Source organism: Sulfitobacter sp. UBA1132, from assembly GCF_002311545.1.
Classification (GTDB): Bacteria; Pseudomonadota; Alphaproteobacteria; order Rhodobacterales; family Rhodobacteraceae; genus Sulfitobacter; species Sulfitobacter pontiacus.
Genome location: NZ_DCAN01000010.1, coordinates 29890 through 54824 on the forward strand (window position 1 = coordinate 29890; position 24935 = coordinate 54824).

The 24935-nt window shown below is 59.9% G+C and carries 27 protein-coding genes; 13 read left to right on the forward strand and 14 right to left on the reverse strand.

What is annotated here, in order from left to right; genetic code table 11:
• Positions 1-25 precede the first annotated feature (25 nt).
• Both B4F27_RS06835 and B4F27_RS06840 read left to right on the forward strand, forming a co-directional pair.
• Entirely contained in the window at positions 26-934 is a 909-nt protein-coding gene (locus tag B4F27_RS06835; RefSeq protein WP_005851548.1) for a sulfite exporter TauE/SafE family protein, read from the forward strand.
• Positions 931-1701, forward strand: coding sequence for a TIGR02186 family protein (locus B4F27_RS06840; protein WP_286759241.1), 771 nt, complete (start codon positions 931-933; stop codon positions 1699-1701). Before B4F27_RS06835 ends, B4F27_RS06840 begins: the two co-directional genes overlap by 4 nt.
• On the opposite strand, the gene B4F27_RS06845 is transcribed toward B4F27_RS06840, so the two are convergent.
• From B4F27_RS06845 to B4F27_RS06855, 3 genes are all read right to left on the reverse strand, one after another.
• Positions 1698-3233 (reverse strand): ATP-dependent DNA helicase, encoded by a 1536-nt coding sequence (locus B4F27_RS06845; protein WP_037964998.1) that lies wholly within the window; start codon positions 3231-3233, stop codon positions 1698-1700. The two genes, B4F27_RS06840 and B4F27_RS06845, sit on opposite strands and share 4 nt — an antisense overlap.
• A 178-nt stretch (positions 3234-3411) precedes the next feature.
• The gene (gene ccrA / locus B4F27_RS06850) at positions 3412-4692 is read right to left on the reverse strand and encodes a crotonyl-CoA carboxylase/reductase (protein ID WP_009826059.1); all 1281 of its coding nucleotides are present in this window, start codon (positions 4690-4692) and stop codon (positions 3412-3414) included.
• A 164-nt stretch (positions 4693-4856) separates the two neighbouring features.
• Positions 4857-6203 (reverse strand): 1-acyl-sn-glycerol-3-phosphate acyltransferase, encoded by a 1347-nt coding sequence (locus B4F27_RS06855; RefSeq protein WP_286759242.1) that lies wholly within the window; start codon positions 6201-6203, stop codon positions 4857-4859.
• 181 nt (positions 6204-6384) lie between these two features.
• On the opposite strand from B4F27_RS06855, the gene B4F27_RS06860 reads away from it, so the two are divergent.
• From B4F27_RS06860 to deoD, 3 genes are all read left to right on the forward strand, one after another.
• Complete coding sequence (locus B4F27_RS06860; RefSeq protein ID WP_386170688.1) at positions 6385-8376, forward strand: methylmalonyl-CoA mutase family protein; 1992 nt, start codon at positions 6385-6387, stop codon at positions 8374-8376.
• Positions 8377-8461: 85 nt separating this feature from the next.
• The gene (locus B4F27_RS06865) at positions 8462-8776 is read left to right on the forward strand and encodes an H-NS family nucleoid-associated regulatory protein (RefSeq protein WP_005851537.1); all 315 of its coding nucleotides are present in this window, start codon (positions 8462-8464) and stop codon (positions 8774-8776) included.
• 82 nt (positions 8777-8858) lie between these two features.
• Positions 8859-9569 carry a purine-nucleoside phosphorylase gene (gene deoD, locus B4F27_RS06870; RefSeq protein WP_064216141.1) on the forward strand — a complete coding sequence of 237 codons (711 nt, stop codon included), beginning with the start codon at positions 8859-8861 and terminating at the stop codon, positions 9567-9569.
• Between the two features lie 79 nt (positions 9570-9648).
• Here deoD and B4F27_RS06875 read toward each other — a convergent pair whose 3' ends face one another.
• The 11 genes from B4F27_RS06875 to B4F27_RS06925 all read right to left on the reverse strand — a co-directional run bounded on the left by B4F27_RS06875 (position 9649) and on the right by B4F27_RS06925 (position 18395).
• Positions 9649-10491 carry an urea carboxylase-associated family protein gene (locus tag B4F27_RS06875; protein ID WP_286759243.1) on the reverse strand — a complete coding sequence of 281 codons (843 nt, stop codon included), beginning with the start codon at positions 10489-10491 and terminating at the stop codon, positions 9649-9651.
• A 51-nt stretch (positions 10492-10542) separates the two neighbouring features.
• The gene (locus B4F27_RS06880; RefSeq protein ID WP_286759244.1) at positions 10543-10758 is read right to left on the reverse strand and encodes a hypothetical protein; all 216 of its coding nucleotides are present in this window, start codon (positions 10756-10758) and stop codon (positions 10543-10545) included.
• Positions 10759-10819: 61 nt separating this feature from the next.
• On the reverse strand, positions 10820-11599 hold the full coding sequence (locus tag B4F27_RS06885; RefSeq protein WP_005851531.1) for a succinate dehydrogenase iron-sulfur subunit: 780 nt from the start codon (positions 11597-11599) through the stop codon (positions 10820-10822).
• A gap of 53 nt (positions 11600-11652) precedes the next feature.
• Positions 11653-12468 (reverse strand): FkbM family methyltransferase, encoded by an 816-nt coding sequence (locus B4F27_RS06890; protein WP_286759245.1) that lies wholly within the window; start codon positions 12466-12468, stop codon positions 11653-11655.
• Positions 12468-12803 (reverse strand): hypothetical protein, encoded by a 336-nt coding sequence (locus tag B4F27_RS06895; protein WP_005851528.1) that lies wholly within the window; start codon positions 12801-12803, stop codon positions 12468-12470. The genes B4F27_RS06890 and B4F27_RS06895 overlap by 1 nt, the downstream gene beginning before the upstream one ends.
• Positions 12804-12885: 82 nt before the next feature.
• A complete protein-coding gene (gene sdhA, locus B4F27_RS06900; RefSeq protein WP_005851527.1) occupies positions 12886-14691 on the reverse strand; it encodes a succinate dehydrogenase flavoprotein subunit in 1806 nt (601 codons plus the stop codon).
• A 31-nt stretch (positions 14692-14722) separates the two neighbouring features.
• The gene (gene sdhD / locus B4F27_RS06905; RefSeq protein WP_037964988.1) at positions 14723-15094 is read right to left on the reverse strand and encodes a succinate dehydrogenase, hydrophobic membrane anchor protein; all 372 of its coding nucleotides are present in this window, start codon (positions 15092-15094) and stop codon (positions 14723-14725) included.
• Between the two features lie 11 nt (positions 15095-15105).
• A complete protein-coding gene (sdhC, locus tag B4F27_RS06910; RefSeq protein WP_005851524.1) occupies positions 15106-15489 on the reverse strand; it encodes a succinate dehydrogenase, cytochrome b556 subunit in 384 nt (127 codons plus the stop codon).
• A 434-nt stretch (positions 15490-15923) separates the two neighbouring features.
• Positions 15924-16886, reverse strand: a complete 963-nt coding sequence (gene mdh, locus B4F27_RS06915) for a malate dehydrogenase (protein ID WP_009826049.1) — start codon at positions 16884-16886, stop codon at positions 15924-15926.
• A 189-nt stretch (positions 16887-17075) separates the two neighbouring features.
• Entirely contained in the window at positions 17076-18098 is a 1023-nt protein-coding gene (locus B4F27_RS06920) for a PRC-barrel domain-containing protein (RefSeq protein WP_074635932.1), read from the reverse strand.
• Positions 18099-18218: 120 nt separating this feature from the next.
• Positions 18219-18395, reverse strand: coding sequence for a hypothetical protein (locus B4F27_RS06925; protein WP_286759246.1), 177 nt, complete (start codon positions 18393-18395; stop codon positions 18219-18221).
• A gap of 174 nt (positions 18396-18569) precedes the next feature.
• On the opposite strand from B4F27_RS06925, the gene B4F27_RS06930 reads away from it, so the two are divergent.
• From B4F27_RS06930 to sucD, 8 genes are all read left to right on the forward strand, one after another.
• Positions 18570-19427, forward strand: coding sequence for an HpcH/HpaI aldolase/citrate lyase family protein (locus B4F27_RS06930; RefSeq protein WP_286759247.1), 858 nt, complete (start codon positions 18570-18572; stop codon positions 19425-19427).
• Between the two features lie 5 nt (positions 19428-19432).
• Positions 19433-19990 (forward strand): NnrU family protein, encoded by a 558-nt coding sequence (locus B4F27_RS06935; protein ID WP_009826045.1) that lies wholly within the window; start codon positions 19433-19435, stop codon positions 19988-19990.
• Positions 19991-20008: 18 nt separating this feature from the next.
• On the forward strand, positions 20009-20212 hold the full coding sequence (locus tag B4F27_RS06940; RefSeq protein ID WP_009826044.1) for a DUF1737 domain-containing protein: 204 nt from the start codon (positions 20009-20011) through the stop codon (positions 20210-20212).
• Positions 20212-21249, forward strand: a complete 1038-nt coding sequence (locus tag B4F27_RS06945) for a MaoC family dehydratase (protein WP_286759248.1) — start codon at positions 20212-20214, stop codon at positions 21247-21249. The genes B4F27_RS06940 and B4F27_RS06945 overlap by 1 nt, the downstream gene beginning before the upstream one ends.
• 281 nt (positions 21250-21530) lie before the next feature.
• Positions 21531-22724, forward strand: coding sequence for an ADP-forming succinate--CoA ligase subunit beta (sucC, locus tag B4F27_RS06950; protein WP_005851509.1), 1194 nt, complete (start codon positions 21531-21533; stop codon positions 22722-22724).
• 91 nt (positions 22725-22815) lie between these two features.
• Positions 22816-23277, forward strand: coding sequence for a succinyl-CoA synthetase subunit beta (locus B4F27_RS06955; RefSeq protein WP_286759249.1), 462 nt, complete (start codon positions 22816-22818; stop codon positions 23275-23277).
• Positions 23274-23960 (forward strand): hypothetical protein, encoded by a 687-nt coding sequence (locus B4F27_RS06960; protein WP_286759250.1) that lies wholly within the window; start codon positions 23274-23276, stop codon positions 23958-23960. The genes B4F27_RS06955 and B4F27_RS06960 overlap by 4 nt, the downstream gene beginning before the upstream one ends.
• A gap of 43 nt (positions 23961-24003) precedes the next feature.
• On the forward strand, positions 24004-24891 hold the full coding sequence (sucD, locus tag B4F27_RS06965; RefSeq protein WP_286759251.1) for a succinate--CoA ligase subunit alpha: 888 nt from the start codon (positions 24004-24006) through the stop codon (positions 24889-24891).
• Positions 24892-24935 lie beyond the last annotated feature (44 nt).

Consider the following 24935-nt stretch of genomic DNA (forward strand, 5'->3'; position numbering starts at 1 on the left):
CCTTTGGATCGGTCTAACTGCTTCTATGCAAATTTACCTGCCCATTGCCGAGCTGTCGGTCAACGCGTTCCTCCTTTTGGGGTTGGGCGGTATCGTGGGCGTTCTATCCGGCATGTTCGGCGTCGGGGGCGGTTTTCTGATCACGCCGCTGTTGTTCTTTATCGGCATCCCCCCTGCGGTCGCTGTGGCGACCGGCGCGAACCAGATCGTTGCCTCCTCCTTCTCGGCGCTGCTGGTGCATCTGAAACGCAAGACGGTGGATCTGCGCATGGGCAGCGTGCTGCTGGCGGGCGGGCTGGTCGGGGCCGCGGCGGGCGTCACCATCTTCAACTACCTCAAATCGCTGGGTCAGGTCGATCTGCTGGTCAACCTGTGCTATGTCGTTTTCCTTGGCATCATCGGTGGGCTGATGCTGATTGAATCGCTGAACGCGATGTACAAGACCCGCAGCGGCAAACGCCCCCCGCGCAAGAAACACACGTGGATCCAGAAGCTGCCGTTCAAGATGCGCTTTCGGGTCACGGGGCTTTATATCTCGGTCATCCCACCGCTGCTGGTCGGGGCTTTTGTCGGGCTTTTGGCCGCGATCATGGGCGTGGGCGGCGGCTTTATCATGGTGCCGGCGATGATCTATCTGCTGGGGATGCCCACCAAGGTGGTGGTGGGGACCTCGCTGTTCCAGATCATCTTTGTGGCTGCATTTACCACGATGCTACACGCCACCACCAACTATACCGTCGACATCGTACTGGCCGTGCTACTGCTGATCGGCGGGGTGATCGGCGCGCAGTTCGGGACCAGCCTTGGCACCAAGCTCAAGGCGGAACAGCTGCGTATCCTGCTTGCACTGCTGGTGCTGGTCGTCTGCGGCAAGCTTGCACTGGAACTGTTGCTGCAACCGGCAGAGCTTTATTCCGTCGGGTTCACATCATGATCCGCCTGCGTGCCCTTTTGCTGGCAGCGCTGGCCTGCCTGTCATTCTCCGCCACCGCGGACGAGGCGATTGTGCTGGGCCTGAACCAAAGCGAAGTCTCTATCTCTACCAATTTCAACGGGTCCGAGATCATCATCTTCGGGGCCGTCAAACGCGAGACCCCGATCCCCGAAGGCCCCGAGCTTGAGGTCGTGGTGACCGTGTCCGGCCCGTCGGCCCCGGTCACGGTGCGGCGCAAGGAAAAGACCTTTGGCATCTGGGTGAACACCGCCGCCGTCGAGGTCGACCGTGCCCCCAGCTTCTATGCCGTCGCCACCAGTGGCCCCTTGCAGGACGTGCTGAACCGCACCGAGGACCTGCGCTATAAAGTCTCTGTCCCGCGGGCGATCCGGTCGGTCGGTGCGCCGATGAATATCGAGGATTCCGCCGCATTCTCGGACGCGCTGGTGCGCATCCGCAGCAAGGCGAACCAGTATCAACTGGACGAGGAAGGCGTGACCGTGGACGAACAGACCCTGTTCCGCGCGACGGTGCAGCTACCCGCGTCCTTGATCGAGGGCGATTACAACACCCGCATTTTCCTGACCCGCGGCGGGTCCGTCGTGGCGCAATACGGGACGTTGATCGACGTGCGCAAGGTCGGGCTGGAACGCTGGCTGTTCAACCTGTCGCGGGAAAATGCGCTGGTCTACGGGCTGCTGTCGCTGGCGATTGCCATCGCGGCGGGCTGGGGGGCCTCTAGCCTTTTTGCGGCGTTGCGCCGCTAGGCCGGATCATCCGTCTGTGTCTCAAGGCTCAGCGGGGCGGCAGGGGCCGCGCGCAGATCGTCCACCCGCAGCATTCCGGACGGTTTTGACAGGCGGTTGCGCACGACCCAGATCAACCGCTCTTGCGCGCGGGTGATCGCCACATAGGCCAGCCGCTTCCACAGCGGTTGCCCCGCCTCTGACCGGCCCATCCGCGCCGCTGCATAAAGGTCGGGCGCAAAGACCTGCACCGTGTCCCACTGGCTGCCCTGCGCCTTATGGATCGTTACCGCCGCCCCATGCAAGAACGTCGCCCCCATGCGCGCGGCAAAGGGGATGAAGGGTTCTTCCTCGTCCGGTTTTTCGATCTTCACGATCGACGCGGCAGAGATTTGCGGGTCTTCCGCGCCCATCACATGCAGGCGGCTAAAGCCCGGCTTGCGCCCTGCCCCCAGATAGACGACCTGCGCGCCCTTGATCAGGCCCCGCGCTTCAAGGTCGAGCCGTTTCTTGCGGTGTTTCAACGGCAGCTCGATCCCGTCGCAGATCAGCGGCTCCCCCTCCAGCAGCGCGTCTTCGGGCGCGCCATAGACCGACCGGAAAGCGTTGATCAGCCGGATGCGCGTGGCATTGCGCCAGACCAGCACAGGCGACCGCGCCATCAAGTCCACTTCTACCCGCTGGCCCCAGACGACACGGTCGTCCTTCTTTGACGCGTCTTCGACCATACGCTCGAACTGTTCAAAACTCAGGTCAGGGTCGGCAAGCGCATGGGCCAGATCAAGGATCGGGTTGTCGGCCTGCTGCCGGTGAATTCGGCTAAGGTTCAGCACCCGTTCCTTGGGCAGCTTTTCAAACACCATCGTGCCCGACTGCCCCACGGGGGCCAACTGCGCCGGATCGCCAAACAGCAGCAACGTCGGGAAGATCTCTTTCAGATCCTCGAACTGCTTGTCATCCAGCATCGAACTTTCATCGACGAAGCCGATGTCCAGCGGTTCTTCGCGACGCTTCCATCCGGTAATGAAATCGCTGCCGCGCAGACCCGCAGCGGCCAAGGCACCGGGGATGGATTTATTGTTCTCGTAGAACGCGAAGGCACGGTCCAGCGAGACTTCGTTCATCCCCTCGATCACCGGGCGTTCACCGCTGCCCGCCAGCCATTCCGCGATGCGTTCGTATTCGGGGTCATAGACAGGCGTATAGAGGATGCGGTGGATCGTCGTCGCGGGTACACCGCGCAGCCGCAGGACCGATGCCGCCTTGTTGGTGGGGGCCAGAATGGCAAGGGTGCGCTTGTCTTTCTTCTTGCGCTCGTAATCGCCCGAAACGATGTCGACGCCGGCATTTTCCAGCGCCTTGTACAGTTCTGCCAGCAGCAGTGTTTTGCCTGACCCCGCCTTGCCGGTCACCGCTAGCACTTGGTCCGCCCCGCCCGCAGGGGGCATCAGCAGATTGTCATCCAGATCGATGCCCGCATGGCGCAACATCTCGGTCACGCTGTCAAAGGCAGCCGCCTGATCGGCGGAATAAGTAAGGGCAGGTACTGTCATGGCGCGACCCTAATTCAGCGCGGCACCGGGGGCCAGATGGCATCGCCGCTATTCGCGCAATCAGCCCGTGCCAAACCGCCGCGTGATGCCGGATACAACAACACCCGCGCACCGATGAATTGGTGCGCGGGTGTCTGGTCAGTCGGTCGTCAGCGCCCCCTGAACGGGGGCCACCGACTTACTTTTTCGCGTCCAGCGCGTCTTCGAGCGTGCGCAGGCCGGTCTTGGGCGATTGCACCAGTACCGACATGTTGCCCGGCTTATGCTCGTTCGCCATCATCTTCATATGCGCGTCGGGCAGATCGGCCCAGGTGAACACTTCGGACATGCACGGATCAAGACGGCGCTCTACCATCAGTTTGTTGGCGGCCGACGCCTGCTTGAGGTGAGCAAAGTGGCTGCCCTGCAAACGCTTCTGGTGCATCCACATATAGCGCACGTCGAAAGTCAGGTTGAAACCCGAAGTCCCCGCGCAGATCACGACCATGCCGCCCTTTTTGCAGACGAAGGTGGACACTGGGAACGTCGCCTCGCCGGGGTGCTCAAACACCATGTCGACGTTCACGCCCTTGCCTGTAATCTCCCAGATCGCGGCACCGAACTTGCGCGCCTCTTTGAACCAAGCCGCATATTCGGGCGTGTTCACGGTGGGCATCTGGCCCCAGCAGTTGAAGTCCTTGCGGTTCAGAACGCCCTTGGCGCCCAGATCCATGACAAAGTCCCGCTTGGATTCATCCGAGATCACACCGATCGCATTCGCGCCAGCGGTGTTGATCAACTGGATCGCATAGGACCCCAGCCCGCCCGAGGCACCCCAGACCAACACGTTCTGGCCCGGTTTCAGATCGTGGGGTTCATGGCCGAACAGCATCCGGTAGGCAGTGGCCAGCGTCAGCGTGTAGCAGGCGGCCTCTTCCCATGTCAGGTGCTTGGGGCGTGGCATCAACTGCTGCGCCTGCACATTGGTGAACTGGGCGAAGGATCCGTCGGGGGTCTCGTAGCCCCAGATGCGCTGGCTGGGAGAATACATCGGATCGCCGCCGTTGCACTCTTCGTCGTCGCCGTCATCCTGGTTGCAGTGGATCACGACTTCGTCGCCGACCTTCCAGCGTTTTACCTTGTCGCCAACCGCCCAGACGATGCCCGACGCGTCAGAGCCCGCAATGTGGAAGGGCTGCTTGTGGCCGTCGAAGGGGCTGATGGGTTTGCCCAAGGCAGCCCAGACACCGTTATAGTTCACACCCGCCGCCATCACGAGGACAAGCACCTCGTGACTGTCGAGCGTCGGCACGTCCACGACCTCTTCGAGCATCGCGGTATTGGGGTTCCCGTGGCGTTCCTTGCGGATGGTCCATGCGTACATCTGCTTTGGAACGTAGCCCATCGGCGGGATTTCCCCGATCTCGTAAAGGTCTTTTTCCGGTGCGTCGTATTGCGCGATATTCGTGTCCAAGGCCATGTCGGTCTCCACAGTCAGAATAGGTTTGTGCCGCAGTGCAGAATCGCGGCGTCTACTGGTGGAATATGATCCTTCGCGCAACAATGCAACACCATTTGGTCTCTAATTGTAATTTTATGACTTTGCAGCCGCAGCAATTTCGGCAGTAGTTTTGCTTGTGTGACCTATCTGTCAAAGAAATGGGCGATAGAGTTCGCGTAGAACCGCAATGCGGGGCGCTGCCCGTCGGCGGGGGCATAGCCACGATCCGACGCCGTGATCATCCCGCGCTGCACCAGATGATCGCGTGCTCTGGCGACATTGGCGGCGAAGTCCTGCGTCCCGACCACAGCCGCGTCAGAGGCCCGCGCTGCCATGCCTTGCATTTCCTGTTCCAGCGCGACGCCATCCAGCGGCTTTTCCGCCAGCAGCAGCACCCGCGCCAGCAAGGGCACGAACAACAGCGGCATCTCGTGTTCGATCCGCCCCATCAGATCCTGCGCCAGCCCGTCCACATTCGGCGCGTCGCCATAGTCGCGCAAATGTACCGGCGTGCCAAACACGACCACCGCCTCGCCAAAGCGCAGGAATTTGCCGCGCAGACGCAGCCAGATCTTGCGAACAATGAATTTCAAAATGACCGAGATTTGGGCATCGAACCGGCGCGTGCCTGCCGCGTCCGCAGCAATCAACACGCGGTCTTCCAGTACACGGTCATAGTTGATCGCCACCGGTACAAAGACGACATCGCGGTCTTTCAACTCTGCCTCAAGCACATAGCCAAGCAGCCCCATCTTGGGCGGCATCAACTTGCCGTTCAGGCTCAGCCCGCCCTCGGGGAAGATCGCCTGGGTCACCCCGCCTTCGGTCGCCATCTGCACATAGCGGGCCAAGACCTTGCGATACAGCGCGCCGCGCGATTTGCGCCGGATGAAATACGCCCCCATCGACCGGATCAACCGGCTGAGCGGCCAGACACGCGCCCATTCCCCCACGGCATAGCTGAGCGCCGACGCCTCCCCCGCGAGGTAGGTCACCAGCACGTAGTCCATGTTGCTGCGGTGGTTCATCACAAAGATGACCGTGGCGTCTGACGGGATACCTTCGATCACCGCGTCGTTGCGCGATCCGGTGCGCACATCATACAGCGCATTCGCCAGAAACCGCGCCAGCCGGATGCCAAAGCTGAAATAAGCAAAGGCGCTAAAACTCGGGACAATCTCGCGGGCATAGCGGCGCGCCTGTTCAGAGGCGACGTTCTCGGGGATGCCTTCGGCGCGCGCGTGATCCACAATCGCCTGACTGATCTGCGGGTCATAGATCAACCGCTGGATCATATCGTGCCGCCGCGCCAGCTTGAACGGTTCAATCGGGCGGGTCAGCCGCGTGTTCAGCTGTGCGACAGCTTTCTCCAGCCGTCTGCGAAAGAACCACCGGACCGAGGGCAACAAAAAATGGCTAAGCGCGGTCACAGCCGCGAACAGCAGGATCACCGCGAAAAGCCAGACGGGAAGTTCAATCGTTTGCGTCATCGCCCAACCCTTGCAGGACCCGCGCTGTCTGGGCAACATAAAACAGTCAACCACACATAGGGCCCCCCTAGACAAGGCACGCGCGACCGTAACGCAGCGGCTTTCGCCCATGCCGCAATGCAGCGAATTGACAGAGCCTGATTATTTCACGTATCAATCGACCAGCGCAAGAATATTACCCATTCGATTCACGAAAGGCCGCCCCATGTCGCAACCGCAAAAAGACCGCCCCTGGCTGATCCGCACCTACGCCGGACACTCCACCGCCGAGGCATCCAATGCGCTGTATCGCGCGAACCTTTTGAAAGGGCAGACCGGCCTGTCGGTCGCCTTCGACCTGCCCACCCAGACCGGATATGACAGTGATCACATCCTGTCGCGCGGCGAAGTCGGCAAAGTGGGCGTGCCCGTGGCGCATTTGGGCGATATGCGCAGCCTGTTCAAGGATATCCCGCTTGAGCAGATGAACACTTCGATGACGATCAACGCCACCGCGCCGTGGCTGCTGGCGCTGTATATTGCTGTGGCCGAGGAACAGGGCGCGGATGTGTCCAAGCTCCAAGGCACCGTGCAGAACGACCTGATCAAGGAATACCTTTCGCGTGGCACCTATATCTGCCCGCCTGCCCCGTCTCTCAAGATGATCGCGGATGTGGCCGAGTATTGCTATACCAACGTGCCCAAGTGGAACCCTATGAACGTCTGTTCCTACCACCTGCAAGAGGCCGGTGCCACGCCCGAGCAAGAGCTGGCCTTTGCCCTTGCCACCGCCACCGCCGTATTGGACGCCCTGCGCCCCCGCGTCCCCGAAGAGGACTTCCCCATGCTGGTGGGGCGGATCTCTTTCTTTGTGAACGCGGGCATCCGCTTTGTCACCGAGATGTGCAAGATGCGCGCCTTTGGCGACCTTTGGGACGAAATCTGCCGCGACCGCTATGGCGTTGAAGACCCGAAATACCGCCGCTTCCGCTATGGGGTGCAGGTGAACTCCCTCGGGCTGACCGAACAGCAGCCCGAAAATAACGTCTACCGCATCCTGATCGAGATGCTTGCGGTGACCCTGTCAAAGAACGCCCGCGCCCGCGCCGTGCAGCTGCCCGCGTGGAACGAAGCGCTTGGCCTGCCGCGCCCGTGGGACCAGCAATGGTCGATGCGGATGCAGCAGATCATGGCCTACGAGACCGACCTGCTGGAGTTTGACGACCTGTTCGATGGCAACCCCGCCGTGGACCGCAAGGTCGAAGCGCTGAAAGAGGGCGCACGGGCTGAACTGGCGAACCTTGATGATATGGGCGGCGCGATTTCGGCGATTGATTACATGAAGTCCCGTCTGGTCGAAAGCAACGCGGACCGTCTGGGCCGGATCGAGGCCGGCGAGACCATCGTCGTCGGCGTGAATAAATGGCAACAGGGCGAACCCTCGCCCCTGATGACGGGCGATGGCGGCATCATGGTCGTGGACCCCGCGGTCGAGGCCGACCAGATCAACCGTCTGAACGCATGGCGCGACAGCCGCGACCAGGCCGCCGTGGACAAGGCGCTGGCCGATCTGCGCGCCGCCGCTGCCGAAGGGCGCAATGTAATGGAGCCCTCTATCGCCGCGGCCAAGGCCGGGGTTACCACCGGCGAATGGGCCGAACAGATGCGCAGCGTGCATGGCGAATACCGTGGGCCAACAGGCGTTGCTTCGGGCCGGTCAAACAAGACCGAGGGGCTGGACGACCTACGCGACGCCGTGGATGCCGTCAGCACTCGTCTGGGCCGCCGGCTGAGCTTCCTTGTCGGGAAACCGGGGCTCGATGGGCATTCGAACGGTGCCGAACAGATCGCCGTCCGCGCCCGCGATTGCGGTATGGAAATTGCCTATGAGGGTATTCGCCTGACGCCGTCGGAAATTGTTTCCGCCGCCGCCGAAGGAGAACATCACGTTGTCGGGCTTTCGATTCTTTCGGGATCGCATATTCCATTGGTCGAGGATTTAATGAAACAAATGCGCGCCGCCGGATTGGACCACATTCCCGTAATCGTGGGTGGTATTATTCCAGAAGAAGACGCCAAAAGATTGCGCGCTATGGGAGTCGCTCGTGTTTACACGCCAAAAGACTTTGAATTGAATACAATTATGGCAGACATCGTCACACTCGCCGATCCCGAAACTGTGGCCGCCGAATAAAAAGCGGCCAATTCAAAAACTCTTTGTTTGTTCATTCTTTTGGCGTAAAGCATTAATTGGCTTTTCGACAAAGGAATGAGCGAGAATGAGTATTGATCTAAGCACAATGTCCCACAAACAGCTGGAACAGCATTTGGAAGACGTGAAGATGGCGATTAAGAACGCATATGAACGCGACCGCGTAGAAGCCCGCAAAGCCGCTGAAAAAGCAGCCGCCGAATACGGGTTCTCGCTGGATGAAGTATCCGGCGGTGCGAAAAAGGGCAAAGCCGCGAAAGCTGCCGCGAAATACGCCAACCCCGAAGACCCCAGCCAGACATGGACCGGCAAGGGCCGCCAGCCCAACTGGTTCCGCGACCTGATCGCCAGCGGCACCGATCCGGAAACGTTGGAACTGTAAATCAGCCTGACATGCGCACAGCGTGCGGTTATTGCGTCCCCTCGGCGCATCCCTTTGGCTTTGGAAATATAAAGAGCATCCTATGACAATCCATATTGGCGCAAAACCCGGCGATATTGCCGAAACAGTCCTTATGCCCGGCGACCCGTATCGCGCGAAATGGGCTGCGGAAACATTCCTTAAAGATGCAAAACTTGTAAATGAAGTACGTGGCATGCTGGGTTTCACCGGCACATGGAATGGTAACCGCGTCACTATTCAAGGCTCTGGCATGGGGATGCCCTCGCTGTCGATTTATGCCAATGAATTGATTTCCGAATACAACGCGCAAACCCTTATTCGGATTGGATCTTGTGGCGGGATGCAGCCGCAGGTTGGTATTCGCGATGTCATTATTGCCATGACCGCCACGACAATTACCTCGCCTTCTTCCGGTATCTTCCGCGAGATGAATTACGCCCCCTGCGCCGATTGGTCCCTGCTGCGTGCTGCCGTGGACGCGGCAGAGGCGAAAGGCACGAAAACCCATGTCGGCGGGATCTATTCCTCGGATGTCTTTTATGCCGAACGCCCCGATCTGGACGAGCAGATGACCCGCCACGGAATTCTGGGTGTCGAGATGGAAGCGGCAGAGCTTTATACCCTCGCCGCGCGCCACAAACGCCGTGCACTGGCGGTGCTGACGGTCAGCGACCACCTGCAAACCGGCGAAGCGCTGCCCGCGGAAGAGCGCGAGAAATCCTTTGGCGATATGGTCGAAATCGCGCTAAAGGCGGCTTTCCCCAATAATTGATGCACGATGATCCCCCGGCGGACGCTCCGCGGGGGATTTATACCCATTTGGAAGCACGGCCGGGCGCTATCCCGATCCCTTAGCCCCCGTGGCTGCGGTCGTAGCCGTTGGGGGACGGGCTTTGCCACCGCTCAAGCGCGCCTTTGGCGGGGGCGAACACCTCTACCAGCAGCGGATAGCAGGCGGCAACGTCCGAGGAATGTTTGGCGGAGCAATCCCCTCCCGGACAGGCGCTGAGCGCGCCGAGCAGATCGATCTCGGCGAAAAACTCAAGGTAGTCGCCGGGGCGCACGGGGCTGGCCTTCATGAAATACTGGCCGGTGTCGCGGGTAAAGCCGGTGCACATAAAGACGTTCAGCACGTCATGCACGAAAGGCTCTGCCTCGGCGCGCGTGATGCCCTGATGATCCGCCAAGGCCCGGATCAGGTTGGAGTGGCAGCAATGGTGGTATTGCCCGCCCGACAACAGCTGGTTGGTATAGGGATCGCAGCGCGTGCCGATCACATCATGCACCGAGCCCCCGAAGGCATCCATGCCGTACCAGTCGAGCGTATCATGGGTCAGCGTCGCCATAGGGCGCAGCGTGGGAAAGCTGCTCCACATGCGCTGTCCGGTGGTGATATGCGTGCCATGCAGCGCGCGGGTTTTGCCGGAGTAGAACCGTTCGGACAGATCATTTTGCGACCAGAGGTTCAGGTCACCGACCTGTGGCCCCTCGACCGAGGTAATCCGAAAGAAATGCCCCGCCGGCACGGTAAAGCAGCTTGCGTCACGAGGGGCGACGGTGACCTCGTCCACTTTGGTCAGCGCTTCGCGCGCGCGTCCGTAAAGCGCCATGTCAGGCACGGGCAGCGTCTCGACGGGATAGCAGATCACGGGCGCAACAGCGCGGCGGGCGTCGGCATCATGGGGCGGTGTCATAGCGGAAACTCCTGACGGTTGGGTCCGATCCTGAGGCCATCGCGCACGGCGTCAGAGAGGCCGGCCGCCGACATTTGCCTTGCAATCGCGGGGGGCCGATTGGGTGGCGGTATAGGCCTCTGCTCCGCAGGCGACACAATGGTAGAACTGCAGGCTGCCTTTGTCGCGGTTACTGTCCTTGCGCCAGCGGCATCCACGCACCGCTTTATCACGGTAGGCAACATAGGCGACGATCGCAAAAGCGATGGCAAAGGCAATCAGGATCATAGGGGGCACTTGTCACGCCCCCCGCGCCAATGGGCAGCGGGAGGCGCAGGTTGCGATGGGATCAAACGGTGCGTTCGACCATCATCTTCTTGATATTGGCGATGGCTGCGGCAGGGTTCAGGCCCTTGGGGCAGGTCTTGGCGCAGTTCATGATGGTGTGGCAGCGGTACAGTTTGAACGGGTCTTCCAGATCGTCCAGACGTTCGCCTGTGGCTTCATCGCGGCTGTCGATGATCCAGCGGTAGGCATGCAGCAGCGCGGCTGGCCCGAGGTAGCGGTCGCCGTTCCACCAGTAGCTGGGGCAGGATGTCGAGCAGCAGGCGCACATGATGCACTCATAAAGCCCGTCAAGCTTGGCACGGTCGTCGATCGACTGTTTCCATTCTTTCGCGGGCTCTGCCGTTTTGGTTTCAAGCCACGGCTGGATGGAGGCGTGCTGCGCGTAGAAATGCGTAAGATCGGGGATCAGATCCTTGACCACGGGCATGTGTGGCAACGGGTAGATCTTCACCGCGCCTTTCACCTCGTCCACGCCATAGGTACAGGCCAGCGTGTTGATCCCGTCGATGTTCATCGCGCAGGATCCGCAGATGCCTTCGCGGCAGGACCGGCGGAAGGTCAGGGTCGGGTCGATCTCGTTCTTGATCTTGATCAGCGCGTCCAGAATCATCGGGCCGCAGGTGTCCATATCGACGAAATACGTGTCGATGGCCGGGTTCTTGCCGTCGTCCGGATTCCAGCGATAGACCTGAAACTGCCGCAGGTTCTTGGCACCTTCGGGTTTGGGCCATGTTTTTCCGGTCGTCATCCGGGAGTTCTTGGGGAGCGTGAGTTGAACCATATCGCTTCTCCTGGTCTGTCGGGCAGTTGCCCAGTTCGTTTCAATTCTGGCGCTTACGTCTTTCGGATGTAAAGCGCATTTCCCTCGGCGCGCAGGGTTTGACGGTACCCGGCGGCCAGTATCTCTGCACAAAGGTCGCCGTCCCACTGATCCGCATGGCGGACCTCTATCAAGATCGCATCCGGCAGCCAGCCGCCGGATTTGCCCTGCGCGAGGATGGGGTTCAGCACGACCTCCTCGGCCCCTTCGACATCGATCTTTAGGATCGTGCCGTCATGGTGCCGTGCGGCGTGTGTAAAGGCGGACAGGGGCCGTGTGGGCACCAGCACGCCGCCGTTCTGTTGCTTGCCCTCGATCGGGAGCAGCGATGCCTGACCGTAATTGTGCCCGCGGAAGTTCAGCATCGCCTCGCCCTCGCGGTCGGACAGCGCGCAGCCTTCGATACGGACACGGTCGGTCAGATTATTCAGCGCGATGTTCATGCCAAGCCGGCCAATCATCAGCGGGTTGGGTTCGAATGCCACAACGCGCGACCCGTCGCCCGCGGCCATCGCCAGCGGGATCGAATAGGCCCCGCAGTTGGCACCGATGTCAAAGACCAGCATGTTGCGGTCTTCCACCAGTTCGACCAAAGCCACCAGCGATTTGATCTCGGGCGGGTATTCGTTCAGCCAAAGGCAGGTTTCGGTGTAGTTATCGCGCGGGTCCACCACCATGCGAATGTCAGCGAACTCCACCTCTGTGGGGCCAAGCTGCGACTTGATGCGGGTGCGTTCGCTGGTGTCCCCGTCACGGAATTGCGCGCGCAGATCGGCCATATGGCCTACATCCTTGCCCTGCGTATCCGGCGTGACGTTCGGGTGACCCATTAGCCCAGCAATCCCGGGACGCTGCCAGCGGAACGCGACAGGCATTGCACGGTTTCGGGGCGCGACAGTACCGCGCGCACGGTGGCGACGGTGGTGTCATCCACGCCGATCACGGCGGATTTGGCGAAAACGCGCACCTGAGCCGCATCGGCATTGTCGACGATACAATCGGTGAAGGGCGTGATCAGCTGCTTGGGCACCTGTGGAAAGCGCGTGGCAAGGGTTTCGGTGATGACCCCCTTGGTGCCTTCGCGGGCGATGCTGTCGACCTGCTGCGTTGCTTGCGCACAAGCGGACGCGGCCAAAATCATGGTCATAGCGATAAACTGTTTCATGTCGCCTGCCCTCCGCCTGCAGGACGAGGGCATGGCCCCCGGTTTGGTCCCCTGCCCCCAAAAGCGGAGGCAGGGTTTCAGATCAATACACCCGTGCTTTGGGTGCGATCTTTTTCATGTCGATCCCGCCTTCGGATTCCTCGGTCAGCGGATCAAGGTGCACACCACGGTAGCTGAGCGTTGCCGCGTTCCCGTCGAAATACGCGAGGCTGTGCTTGCGCCAGTTCTCGTCATCGCGATCAGGGTAATCTTCGTGGGCATGCGCCCCGCGGCTTTCCTTGCGGGCGGCAGCGGCGGTGATGGTGGCCACGGCGTTCGGCATCAGGTTGGTCAGCTCAAGCGTTTCCATCAGGTCAGAGTTCCAGACCAGCGATGTGTCGGTCACGTGCAGATCAGCGATCTTGCCGGCGACCTCGTCCATCTTGACCTTGCCTTCGTTCAGCGTCTTGTCGGTACGGAAAACCGCAGCATCGGCCTGCATGGTTTTCTGCATCTCAAGGCGCAGCTCGGCGGTCGGGATCTGGCCCTTGGCATAGCGCAGGCTGTCGAAGCGTTCAAAGGCGGCATCGACCGATTTCTGGTTCGGCGTTGGCACGGGGGCCTCTGCGTCGACGACCTCTTTCGCGCGGATCGCGGCGGCACGGCCAAAGACCACAAGGTCAATCAGAGAGTTCGAGCCCAAGCGGTTCGCCCCGTGTACCGAGGCACAGCCCGCTTCGCCCACGGCCATCAGGCCAGGTGCCACGCGGTCCGGCGCGTCTTCGGTCGGTGCCAGCACTTCGCCCCAATAGTTGGTGGGGATACCGCCCATGTTGTAGTGTACCGTCGGCAGAACCGGGATCGGCTCCTTGGTCAGGTCCACCCCTGCAAAGATGCGCGCGGATTCAGAGATACCGGGCAGACGCAGATCAAGCGTTTCCTTGGGCAGGTGGTTCAGGTGCAGGTGGATGTGGTCTTTGTTCTCGCCCACACCGCGGCCTTCACGGATTTCCATCGTCATACAGCGCGAGACAACGTCGCGGCTGGCAAGGTCTTTGTAGGTGGGGGCATACCGCTCCATAAAGCGTTCGCCTTCGGAGTTGGTCAGATACCCGCCTTCGCCACGCGCGCCTTCGGTGATCAGACAGCCCGCGCCATAGATGCCGGTGGGGTGGAATTGCACGAATTCCATATCCTGCAAGGGCAGGCCCGCACGCGCCGCCATACCGCCGCCGTCGCCGGTGCAGGTATGCGCCGATGTCGCCGAGAAATAGGCACGGCCATAGCCACCTGTCGCCAGAACAACCATCTTGGCGCTGAACAGGTGCATGGTGCCGTCGTCCAGCTTCCAGCACAGCACGCCTTGGCAAACGCCATCATCCGACATGATCAGATCAATGGCGAAATACTCGATGTAGAATTCCGCGTTATGCTTCAGCGACTGACCGTAAAGCGTGTGCAGGATCGCGTGGCCGGTCCGGTCGGCTGCGGCACAGGTCCGCTGCACGGGGGGGCCTTCGCCGAATTCGGTAGTGTGGCCGCCGAAGGGACGCTGGTAGATCTTGCCCGCTTCGGTCCGCGAGAAAGGCACACCGTAGTGTTCAAGCTCGTACACCGCTTTTGGGGCTTCGCGTGCGAGGTATTCCATCGCGTCTGTGTCACCCAGCCAGTCAGAGCCCTTGACCGTGTCATACATATGCCACTGCCAGTTATCGGGGCCCATATTGGACAGCGACGCCGCGATACCGCCCTGCGCCGCAACCGTGTGCGAACGGGTCGGGAAAACTTTGGTCACGCAGGCTGTTTTCAGCCCTTGCTCTGCCATGCCAAGTGTCGCACGCAGGCCAGCGCCGCCAGCCCCCACGACAACGACATCATATTCATGCGTTTCATATTCATATGCAGCCATGTCTCGGTCTCCGGTATAGCGTAGGCGTGTGTTAAAGCGCGATGCGGGCGATGGCGAAAACGCCAACCGCGGCCGCACCATAGCTGAGGCAGGTCATCAGGATGATCGCAACTTTCTGCGACAGCCCGTGGACGTAATCCTCGATCAGCACTTGGACACCGTCGTTAAAATGTTTGAAGCCAACGATCAGCGTCAGGGCGGCGACGATCGCGGGGAAAGGCCTGCTGTAGTAGGCGATGATCTCTTCGTAGGTGCCCCCAAGGGCGGACCCGAAGGTAAAGACGAAAAGCGGGATCAGGATCAGCAGCGCAACAGAGCTGACTTTCATCGCCCAGAAATGTGCGGTGCCCGATTTGGCCGAGCCCATGCCCATAGCGCGTTTGCGGTCTGTCAAATAAGCCATGTGTCTATCCCTCAGATGATCAGCGCGGTGATGATGGTCAAAACGACTGAACCGATCAGCGCGGCCCAGCCCAGCTTTTCAGCCGTCGGGATATCCAGCGCATAGCCGTTGTCCCAGATCAGGTGCCGGATACCGGCCAGCGTGTGATACCACAGCCCCAGCAGCGACAGGAACATGACCAGATCACCGAACCAGCTGGTGATGAAACCGTTCGCGATATCGAAATACTCCGCCGACGTTGCCGCCGCGAGGAACCACCAGACGATCAGCAGCGCGGCGACCAGCATCGCGTTGCCGGTGATCCGCGTCAGGATCGACGTCATGGAGGTCAGTTGCGGGCGATAGATCGTCAGGTGGGGTGACAGCGGGCGATTGCCCCGGTTCACATCTGCCATGATGGATTCCTTTTCTCGTCAGGTTGCGGTCATAGATAACGGTATTTTTGGGACTGTCACGTCCAGAGGCGTGAATTTGAAGCGGTTTATTGGCGCAGTTGCCCAAACCCTTCGGTTAGCGCCGGACATTTCCGAAATTTGTGATCACTAATTTTCCAGCTGTGATCACAAGCACTAAAGCCAACCAAATTCATCGGGTTTTTCGGCGACCGTTTGGGCGAAGACTCAGCCCCTAGCGTCCGTTTGCGCGCCGCATGATGCGCATGTCTTCAACTTGCAACGCGGCAGATTTGGCTACCTGCGGAGACTGATCTGAGCGGGGGGAGCAAGCGGCTTTGGCATCATCCCGCGGGATCGTCCAATAGCAAGTGCAGGTGCAGCGGGCGGGGTTTACCGTGATCTCGACCACGTCCGCCCGCTGCACCTTAGGGGTATTACTTCAGCGATTCATCGATGCCTTTGCACGCATCGACCAAGCCTTTGACGGCATTCACAGAGTTGTCGAACATGGACTGTTCGTCTTTGTTCATCGCGATCTCGACCACACGTTCGACGCCACCAGCACCGATCACGGTGGGCACGCCGACGTAGAAGCCGTCCAGACCATAGGCACCGTCAACATAGGCGGCGCATGGCAGAACGCGTTTTTGGTCCTTCAGATAGGCTTCGGCCATTTCGATTGCCGATGTCGCAGGCGCATAGAACGCCGAACCGGTTTTCAGCAGGCCAACGATTTCAGCACCGCCATCACGGGTCCGCTGAACGATCGCGTCCAGCTTTTCCTGTGTGGTCCAGCCCATTTTCACCAGATCAGGCAATGGGATACCCGCAACGGTGGAATATCGCGTCAGGGGCACCATTGTATCGCCGTGGCCGCCCAGAACGAAGGCAGTGACGTCTTTCATGGAGACGTTAAATTCAGTCGCGAGGAAGTGACGGAAGCGTGCCGAATCAAGCACACCGGCCATACCGCAAACCTTGTGGTGAGGCAGACCGGAGAATTCGCGCAGCGCCCAAACCATCGCGTCCAGCGGGTTGGTGATGCAGATAACGAATGCGTCTGGCGCGTGGGCAGCAATGCCTTCGCCAACCGATTTCATAACCTTCAGGTTGATTCCCAGCAGGTCATCACGGCTCATGCCGGGCTTACGCGCAACACCGGCAGTCACGATGCATACGTCTGCGCCAGCGATTTCAGAGTAGTCGTTCGCGCCGGTCATGGTCGCGTCGAATTTGGCGGATGGGCCCGATTCTGCGATATCGAGGGCCTTACCCTGCGGGATACCTTCGGCGATGTCGAACAGGACAACGTCGCCCAGTTCCTTGATTGCTGCGAGATGGGCAAGCGTGCCCCCGATTTGCCCTGCGCCGATAAGCGCGATCTTGGGTCTGGCCATGTGGTATACTCCGACAGGGTTACATTTCGCTTCGGGATACCGAAATGAAGCGCACCGTGCAAGTTGCGCTTGGTCCGGCATCACGTCACATCGCGCAGAGCCATAAAAAACGGGACCGTTCCTTTCGAAACGATCCCGTCTTGGTCAGCTTTTCAGCAAGCTATTGCCGAATTTGACTGAGCGTGAAGCTTAGCCTTGGTATTCGGGCTGTGCTTTCAGCGCTTCTTTGCTGCTGTCGATGTAGATGCGGAAGTCGTCGCCTTCAGCGTTCTTCATGATCTGCAGTTCGTCCCAGGTGACAGCAACGGGCTTTTCGCCAATGCCCAAGAAACCACCGACGTTGATCACAACTTGGCCAACTTCGCCGTTGTCACCCATAACGAGGGCACCGATTTCACCGACGGTCTCGTCGTTGGCACCGTAAACATAGGACCCTTCAAGGTCTTCTGCGGTCAGCGCGTTCCGGTCTTCGACTGTGGCGTTGGTATAGCCTTCACGCTCAACCGCTGGGGCTGTCAGCATGGGGCGTTCCATGTCTTGTTCAAGTTCGTTTGCCCCGTCGGCCATTTCGGTGGTCGCTTCATCAACGGCCTGCTCTGTTTCAGCGGCTGCTTCTTCGGCTTCCATTTCAGCTTCGTTTGCCAGTGCTTCGGCATCCGCTTCCATCTCGGTCTCTGTGTCGACCTCGGCTTCGGCGTTCATGTCGGTCGCTGCCATGTCTGTGTCAGCCTTCATGTCGGCGTCGGCGTCCATGTTTGCTTCGGTTTCCATGTCAGCTTCGTCGTCCATACGTTCGAACGCTGGGGCTTTTTCAAGCATCTCTTTGCTTGTGTTCACCACGAGGAAACGGTCGTCGCTGTCACCTTCTTCGGTCACGATGCGAATCTCGTCCATGTTCACGCTCACGTCGCGCTCACCCATGCCGAGGAAGCCGCCAATGCCGAGAATAACGGCCTTAACGTTGCCTTCGGAATCCAGCAGGACGTCGTTGATTTCGCCGATGTCGTCCCATTCCTTTTCGCCGTCAGCGGCGATGGTGGAGTTTGCTTCAACTTCTGTCTCGGAATTGTAGATACGCATGCCGATCAGGTCGGACGCGAAGAAGTCAGTTTCTTGCGCTGTCACGGTACCAAAACCAGCTGCATGTGCATCTGCAAATGCGGGACCAGTCAAGCTCAGGATGATTGCGGTTGTGCCAAGAATACGTTTCATTGTTGATACTCCTTTAGAAGTTCCGGGTGATAATCACTCGGTTGTGATATCAACGATGATGTGGCGATTGCGTTCCGGCGATCCGCGTCTTTTTTCGCCGCTTTTATAATCTATGACATATCAAATGGGGCCCACCGCCTTAGTTTGTTGATCCTGCGGCGGGTGCGAAATTTTTGCGGAAATCTTGTGGCATCCGTCACAACCTGCGGTTCGCGTCCCCGCCGCGACATCCTGCGTCAGCGCCACCACCGCCGCCGCGGCAGTTGCCAGCCCGATCAGGTTAAGCAGTTTTACCATTCTACACCTCTTACACTTACACACGCACCAAGACGCCTTTCCTTCTGGCAGCAAAACCTGAAGGCCGCGTTAAAGCCGCAAATTATCTGACGCTGCGCTGCGGCGCGATTGCGCTTGAAGTTTTCGTCTAAAAATGCAGACCTGCACGCAACATTATTTCTTGGAGAGTCGCAAATGTCGAAAATCACCCGCCCCCTGCGTTCCGTTCTATATATCCCCGGCTCCAAGGACCGCGCGTTAGATAAAGCCCGCGGGCTGCCAGCCGATGCGATTATCTTTGATCTTGAAGACGCAGTAATCCCCGAAGAGAAAACTGCTGCACGTGAAACACTCGCCAAGGCGCTGAAAGATGGCGGCTATGGGAGCCGGTATAAGGTGATCCGCATCAACGGGCTGGACACCGAATGGGGTGCCGACGATGCCCGCGCCGCGGCAAAAATGGACTGCGACGCCATTTTGTTGCCCAAAGTCGGCAGCCCCGCCGATCTGGACGCACTCGCCGAAATCACCGGCGACATCCCGCTTTGGGCGATGATGGAAACCCCCGGTGCGATGCTGAATGCCGCCGCGATTGGCGCGCATCCCAAGCTGCAATGTATGGTGATGGGCACCAACGACCTGAATAAAGACCTGCAAACCCGCGTGCGCGCCGACCGCCTGCCCCTGATGACCGGGCTTGGCCTATGCGTACTGGCAGCCAAGGCCAACGGCATCGCGATTGTCGATGGCGTTTACAATGCGTTCAAGGATGACGAAGGCCACCGCGTTGAATGTGATCAGGGCCGCGACATGGGCTTTGACGGCAAAACCTTGATCCACCCCGCGCAGCTGGACGTCGCGAACGAGGCATTCTCCCCCTCCGAGGCCGAAGCCGATCTGGCGCGCCGCCAGATCGAGGCGTTTGACGAAATGCAGGCGACAGGTCAGGGTGTGGCCGTTGTGGACGGGCGCATCGTTGAAAACCTGCATGTCGCCACCGCACGCGAAACATTGGCAAAGCTGGACGCAATCGCGGCCCTGCAAACGGAGTAAACCTGATGATGGCACTTTTGATCCTTGGTCTGATCTTATGGGTCGGTGCCCATTATTTCCGTCGCTTCATGCCGGACCAGCGCGCAGCTATGGGCCGACGGGGCAAAGGCATCATCGCCGTCGCCATCGTAGCGGCGCTGGTCATGATCATCATCGGATACCGCGGGGCCGAGTTTATCCCCGTCTGGACTCCCCCGCCCTTCCTGACGCATCTGAACAACTTGCTGATGGTGCTGGCATTCTGGGTCTACGGGTCCAGTGCGGCCAAAGGGGCCAAGGCCTGGCCTGCCTATAAAACCCGCCACCCGCAGCTGATGGCTGTGAAAATCTGGGCAGTCGCGCATTTGCTGGTGAACGGGGATCTCGCCTCTATCCTGCTGTTTGGCTCTATGCTGGCTTGGGCGGTCGGTTCCGTGATCCTGATCAACCGCGCCGAACCCAACTGGACCCCCCCTGCCCCCGCGGGCAAGGCCACCTATATCCGCCTTGCGGTGATCACGCTGGTGATGCTGGTCGTTGTGACCGCGATCCATACCCTGCTTGGCGTCTCTCCCTTTTCCTGAGTTACTGAAAGAACCCCCATGAAGCTCTATCGTTTCCTGTCCGAAGAGGACACTTCCGCCTTTTGCCACAAGGTCACCGACGCGCTGAACAAGGGGTGGGAGCTTTACGGCACGCCCACGCAGACATGGGATGCCAAGGCAAATGTCATGCGTTGCGGTCAGGCCGTGACCAAGGAAGTCGAAGGCACCTATACGCCCGACACCAAACTGGGGGCGCATTGATGGCACAGGCAAAGACCAACAAGGGCCGTTTCTTCGAGGACTATAAAGTAGGCGAGACGTTGCATCATGCGGTGCCCCGCACGGTCAAGGATGGTGAACGCGCGCTGTACCACGCGCTGTATCCCGCACGTCACGCGCTTTATTCCTCTGACCAGTTTGCCCAAAGCTGCGGCCTGCCTGCCAGCCCGTTGGACGATATGATCACCTTTCACATCGTGTTCGGGAAAACCGTGCCGGATGTATCGCTGAACGCGGTCGCCAATCTTGGCTATGCGCAGGGGCGCTGGCTGGCGCCGGTCTGGCCTGGCGATACGCTGCGATCTGAATCCGAGGTGATCGGGCTCAAGCAGAACTCGAACGGGAAAACCGGGGTCGTCTATGTACGCACCACCGGCTTTAACCAGAACGACAGGAAAGTTCTGGAGTATGTCCGCTGGGTAATGGTGCGCAAACGTGATGTCGATGCCCCCGCCCCCGAAACGGTCGTGCCCGATCTGCCCAAGGCGTTGACGGTTGACGATCTGACGATCCCCGAAACGCTCGACTTCAGCAATTACGACTTTACCCTCGCGGGCGAGGCGCATCGCTGGGCCGATTATACCGTGGGCGAGATGATCGACCACGTGGATGGCGTCACCGTCGAAGAGGCGGAGCATATGATGGCCACCCGCCTGTGGCAGAACACGGCAAAGGTGCACTTTGACACCTCCGCCCGCCCCGATGGGTCGCGGCTGATCTATGGCGGTCACGTGATCTCTATGGCGCGGGCGCTGTCGTTCAACGGGCTGGCCAATGCGCAGATGATCGTGGGGCTGAACGGCGGGGCGCATGCGAACCCCTGCCTGTCCGGCGACACAATCCGCGCCTGGACCGAGGTTTTGGACAAAGCCGATACCGACAAACCCGGCGTCGGCGCATTGCGCTTGCGCTTGGTTGCCACCAAAGGCGGAGAGCCGTTCAAGCTGAAGGGTGAAGACGGCAAATACCTGCCCGATGTCCTGCTCGATCTCGATTACTGGGCACTGATTCCCAAGTAAGACGCCCCCTTGACGACGGCCGACCGGTCGCAAAACAAACAACTATATGTCGCGTTCGGCCCTTAAAACGTGGGGTTTCCGAGCGCGACAGCCGCTGCGTCGGCAACATTCCGCAGATTTTCCACCGTTAGCGCTATTTTGTGATCACACGCGAAATTCGTGTGATCACAAATGTCGCTTTTATCTGGAAAACCCTGTATTTCTCCGAAAAACTGTTTACCGAGTATCAAGACTCAATCGTATACCGCGATTAGACTGGAACAAAGACGGGACCGTTTTTTATGAACATCCACGAATATCAGGCAAAAGCCCTTTTGCGTAGCTACGGCGCGCCAGTATCCGACGGCCGGGTCGTGCTGAAAGCTGAAGAAGCGAAAACAGCCGCAGGCGAGATGGACGGACCTCTTTGGGTCGTCAAGGCACAGATCCACGCAGGTGGCCGCGGCAAGGGGTCTTTCAAAGAAGCCGACGCTGGCGACAAAGGCGGTGTACGCCTGACCAAATCGGTTGAAGAAGCCGCGGAGGAAGCCAAGAAAATGCTGGGCCGCACCCTGGTCACGCACCAGACCGGCCCCGCGGGCAAACAGGTCAACCGGATCTACATCGAAGACGGTTCGGGCATCGAAACCGAATTGTACCTCGCGCTGCTGGTGGATCGCCAGACCTCGCGCATCGGGTTCGTCTGCTCCACCGAGGGCGGCATGGACATCGAAGAAGTAGCCGAGTCCACCCCCGAGAAAATCATCAGCTTCTCTGTTGACCCCGCCGCGGGCTTCCAGCCCTACCACGGCCGCCGCGTTGCTTTCGCCCTGGGGCTGGAAGGCAAGCAGGTCAAACAATGTGTGACCCTGATGGGCCAGCTGTTCAAAGCCTTCGTCGAAAAAGACATGGAAATGCTGGAAATCAACCCGCTGATCGTCACCGACAGCGGCGACCTCAAAGTGCTGGACGCCAAAGTCAGCTTTGACGGCAACGCAATGTACCGCCACGGCGATATTGCCGATCTGCGCGACACCACCGAAGAAGACCCCAAAGAGCTCGAGGCGTCCAAGTACGACCTGAACTACATCGCTCTGGACGGTGAAATCGGCTGCATGGTGAACGGTGCCGGTCTGGCGATGGCCACAATGGACATCATCAAGCTTTACGGTGCCGAGCCTGCGAACTTCCTTGATGTTGGTGGAGGTGCCACCAAAGAGAAAGTGACCGAAGCGTTCAAGATCATCACCTCCGACCCGCAGGTCAAAGGTATTCTGGTCAACATCTTCGGCGGCATCATGCGCTGTGACGTCATCGCCGAAGGCGTGGTTGCAGCCGTGAAGGAAGTCGGCCTGCAGGTTCCGCTGGTCGTCCGTCTGGAAGGCACAAACGTTGAAGAGGGCAAAGCCATCATCAACAACTCCGGCCTGGACGTGATCGCTGCGGACGACCTGAAAGATGGCGCGCAAAAGATCGTGAAAGCGGTCAAAGGCTAAAACTGGCTGGAAAGCTTGGATGATGCATCGTCTCGCCTTTTGTTTTTCCATTGCCGCGCTGGCTGTCCCTTTCGGGGCGGCCAGTAACGCTATGGCACAGACAACGCGCGCGACGGACATCGCCCAGGCCTTTGCAGACCATTGTTTCAGCCCGCGTCTGACCGCACGGACAGCGCAGGCACAGCTTGGCAGCATAGGGGCACGGGTCGATTTCTATGATCTGCGTCCCTTTACCTCGGCACCACAGTCTCCGGTGACGGGCGCGGCAGCAACGGCGGGCACAGACCGCCGCTGCGAAGTGTCCTTTGACGGGGCGGCGCCGCGGGTTGCGCAACAGGGGATCGCCACCGGATTGGCACAGGAAAACCTGACCGATCTGGTAGATGTCCCCGCGGGGTTTCCCATCACGACTGGGGCCACCTATCGCGCCGCCGTCATGCTGAACCCCAACCGCATGGCTGTGGTACAATCGGGGGTACGCGACGGGGCGCAGGGGGTTGAAACCTTTGTCCGCGTCGAACGCCTGATCCCGCTGAACGAGGCAAGCCAATGACTGCGTCCGCGCAAAACACCGTCACCGGTGGCAAGGCCATCGTCTTTGGGATGACCGTTCTGGTCTTCGCAATGATGGCTGTCGTCGCACAGCTGCCCATGCCGATGCAGGAGTCCCTGCTGGCCGAAGGCGGCCCGTTCGAGACGCTGTCGGTCGTTGGCTATGGCCTATGCATCTTGCTGATGTTCGTGCTGTGGCCCGCGGCTTCGGCGGCGCGTCGGTGGTACTTTGCGGTGTTCATGGCCCTGTTCGCGGCCCGCGAACTGGACCTTGATAAAAAGCCGTTCACCGAAGGCCTGCTGAAAGCGCGGCAATTTTCCAGCGATGGCGTCAGCCTGATGGAAAAGGGCGTTGCCGGCGTCATCCTGCTGGCGATCATCGCAACCGGTCTGATCCTGTTGCGCCGCGAGACATGGGGCTTCATCCGTGGGGTCGCTAAAGGCGCGGCACCGCAGCTTGCTGTGTTGATCGGGCTGCTGTTCATCGTCGTCTACAAGCTGACCGACGGGCTGGCGCGCAAGCTGGAACCCTTTGGCATCACGCTAGGCCAGGATCAGATCGATCTGGCCTACGTCATCGAGGAAGTCGGCGAACTGGGCATCCCGCTGATGTTCGCTGTTGCAATCTATCTGACATACCGACTGCCGCGCCTTGCGGCGGCGGCACCTTCCACCGCGCCCTGAGACCGGCGCCACCTGAATTGAACTTGAGAAGAAAGCACATAACATGGCCGTACTCGTAAACGAAAACACCAAAGTGATCTGCCAGGGCCTCACCGGCTCGCAGGGCACGTTCCACACCGAACAGGCCATCGCCTATGGCACCAAAATGGTCGGCGGTGTGACCCCCGGCAAAGGCGGCCAGACGCACCTTGACCTGCCCGTGTTCAACTCTGTCCACGAAGCCCGTCACGTCACCGAAGCCAACGCCACGGTCATCTACGTGCCGCCCCCCTTCGCCGCGGATTCCATCCTCGAGGCGATCGACGCCGAGATGGAGCTGATCATCTGCATCACCGAAGGCATCCCGGTTCTGGACATGATGCGCGTCAAGCGCGCGCTCGGAGGGTCCAAATCCCGCCTGATCGGGCCAAACTGCCCCGGCGTGATCACGCCTGACGCCTGCAAAATCGGCATCATGCCCGGCCACATCCACAAGCGCGGCACCTGCGGGGTTGTCTCGCGCTCGGGTACGCTTACGTACGAAGCTGTGAAACAGACATCCGATCTTGGCCTCGGCCAGTCCTCTGCGGTTGGTATCGGCGGCGACCCCATCAAAGGGTCCGAGCATATCGATATCCTCGAGATGTTCCTGGCCGATCCAGAAACACAGTCGATCATCATGATTGGTGAAATCGGCGGTTCTGCCGAAGAAGAAGCGGCACAATTCCTGGCCGACGAGAAGAAAAAAGGCCGTTGGAAGCCCACAGCCGGTTTCATCGCGGGCCGCACAGCCCCTCCCGGCCGTCGTATGGGCCACGCCGGTGCGATCGTCGCAGGCGGCAAAGGTGACGCGGAATCCAAGATCGCAGCTATGAAAGAAGCAGGCATCGTTGTTGCGGATAGCCCCGCAACGCTGGGTGAAGCTGTTCAAGAAGCTATCAACAAAGGCTAACGCCAGATGGCGGGACCTGACTTTTCAGGCCCCGCCGCTCTTAC

What these genes read in the sequence shown, in the direction of transcription:
- B4F27_RS06930 (WP_286759247.1), top strand. Translation starts at nt 18,570, where the DNA reads ATGTCGAAAATCACCCGCCCCCTGCGTTCCGTTCTATATATCCCCGGC.
- B4F27_RS06955 (WP_286759249.1), top strand. Translation starts at nt 22,816, where the DNA reads ATGGCACAGACAACGCGCGCGACGGACATCGCCCAGGCCTTTGCAGAC.
- B4F27_RS06890 (WP_286759245.1), bottom strand. Translation starts at nt 12,468, where the DNA reads ATGGGTCACCCGAACGTCACGCCGGATACGCAGGGCAAGGATGTAGGC.
- sucD (WP_286759251.1), top strand. Translation starts at nt 24,004, where the DNA reads ATGGCCGTACTCGTAAACGAAAACACCAAAGTGATCTGCCAGGGCCTC.
- B4F27_RS06840 (WP_286759241.1), top strand. Translation starts at nt 931, where the DNA reads ATGATCCGCCTGCGTGCCCTTTTGCTGGCAGCGCTGGCCTGCCTGTCA.
- B4F27_RS06920 (WP_074635932.1), bottom strand. Translation starts at nt 18,098, where the DNA reads ATGAAACGTATTCTTGGCACAACCGCAATCATCCTGAGCTTGACTGGT.
- B4F27_RS06835 (WP_005851548.1), top strand. Translation starts at nt 26, where the DNA reads ATGCAAATTTACCTGCCCATTGCCGAGCTGTCGGTCAACGCGTTCCTC.
- sdhD (WP_037964988.1), bottom strand. Translation starts at nt 15,094, where the DNA reads ATGGCTTATTTGACAGACCGCAAACGCGCTATGGGCATGGGCTCGGCC.
- sucC (WP_005851509.1), top strand. Translation starts at nt 21,531, where the DNA reads ATGAACATCCACGAATATCAGGCAAAAGCCCTTTTGCGTAGCTACGGC.
- B4F27_RS06885 (WP_005851531.1), bottom strand. Translation starts at nt 11,599, where the DNA reads ATGGTTCAACTCACGCTCCCCAAGAACTCCCGGATGACGACCGGAAAA.
- B4F27_RS06895 (WP_005851528.1), bottom strand. Translation starts at nt 12,803, where the DNA reads ATGAAACAGTTTATCGCTATGACCATGATTTTGGCCGCGTCCGCTTGT.
- sdhC (WP_005851524.1), bottom strand. Translation starts at nt 15,489, where the DNA reads ATGGCAGATGTGAACCGGGGCAATCGCCCGCTGTCACCCCACCTGACG.
- ccrA (WP_009826059.1), bottom strand. Translation starts at nt 4,692, where the DNA reads ATGGCCTTGGACACGAATATCGCGCAATACGACGCACCGGAAAAAGAC.
- B4F27_RS06875 (WP_286759243.1), bottom strand. Translation starts at nt 10,491, where the DNA reads ATGACACCGCCCCATGATGCCGACGCCCGCCGCGCTGTTGCGCCCGTG.
- B4F27_RS06940 (WP_009826044.1), top strand. Translation starts at nt 20,009, where the DNA reads ATGAAGCTCTATCGTTTCCTGTCCGAAGAGGACACTTCCGCCTTTTGC.
- sdhA (WP_005851527.1), bottom strand. Translation starts at nt 14,691, where the DNA reads ATGGCTGCATATGAATATGAAACGCATGAATATGATGTCGTTGTCGTG.
- B4F27_RS06935 (WP_009826045.1), top strand. Translation starts at nt 19,433, where the DNA reads ATGATGGCACTTTTGATCCTTGGTCTGATCTTATGGGTCGGTGCCCAT.
- B4F27_RS06865 (WP_005851537.1), top strand. Translation starts at nt 8,462, where the DNA reads ATGAGTATTGATCTAAGCACAATGTCCCACAAACAGCTGGAACAGCAT.
- B4F27_RS06960 (WP_286759250.1), top strand. Translation starts at nt 23,274, where the DNA reads ATGACTGCGTCCGCGCAAAACACCGTCACCGGTGGCAAGGCCATCGTC.
- mdh (WP_009826049.1), bottom strand. Translation starts at nt 16,886, where the DNA reads ATGGCCAGACCCAAGATCGCGCTTATCGGCGCAGGGCAAATCGGGGGC.
- deoD (WP_064216141.1), top strand. Translation starts at nt 8,859, where the DNA reads ATGACAATCCATATTGGCGCAAAACCCGGCGATATTGCCGAAACAGTC.
- B4F27_RS06845 (WP_037964998.1), bottom strand. Translation starts at nt 3,233, where the DNA reads ATGACAGTACCTGCCCTTACTTATTCCGCCGATCAGGCGGCTGCCTTT.
- B4F27_RS06880 (WP_286759244.1), bottom strand. Translation starts at nt 10,758, where the DNA reads ATGATCCTGATTGCCTTTGCCATCGCTTTTGCGATCGTCGCCTATGTT.
- B4F27_RS06925 (WP_286759246.1), bottom strand. Translation starts at nt 18,395, where the DNA reads ATGGTAAAACTGCTTAACCTGATCGGGCTGGCAACTGCCGCGGCGGCG.
- B4F27_RS06855 (WP_286759242.1), bottom strand. Translation starts at nt 6,203, where the DNA reads ATGACGCAAACGATTGAACTTCCCGTCTGGCTTTTCGCGGTGATCCTG.
- B4F27_RS06945 (WP_286759248.1), top strand. Translation starts at nt 20,212, where the DNA reads ATGGCACAGGCAAAGACCAACAAGGGCCGTTTCTTCGAGGACTATAAA.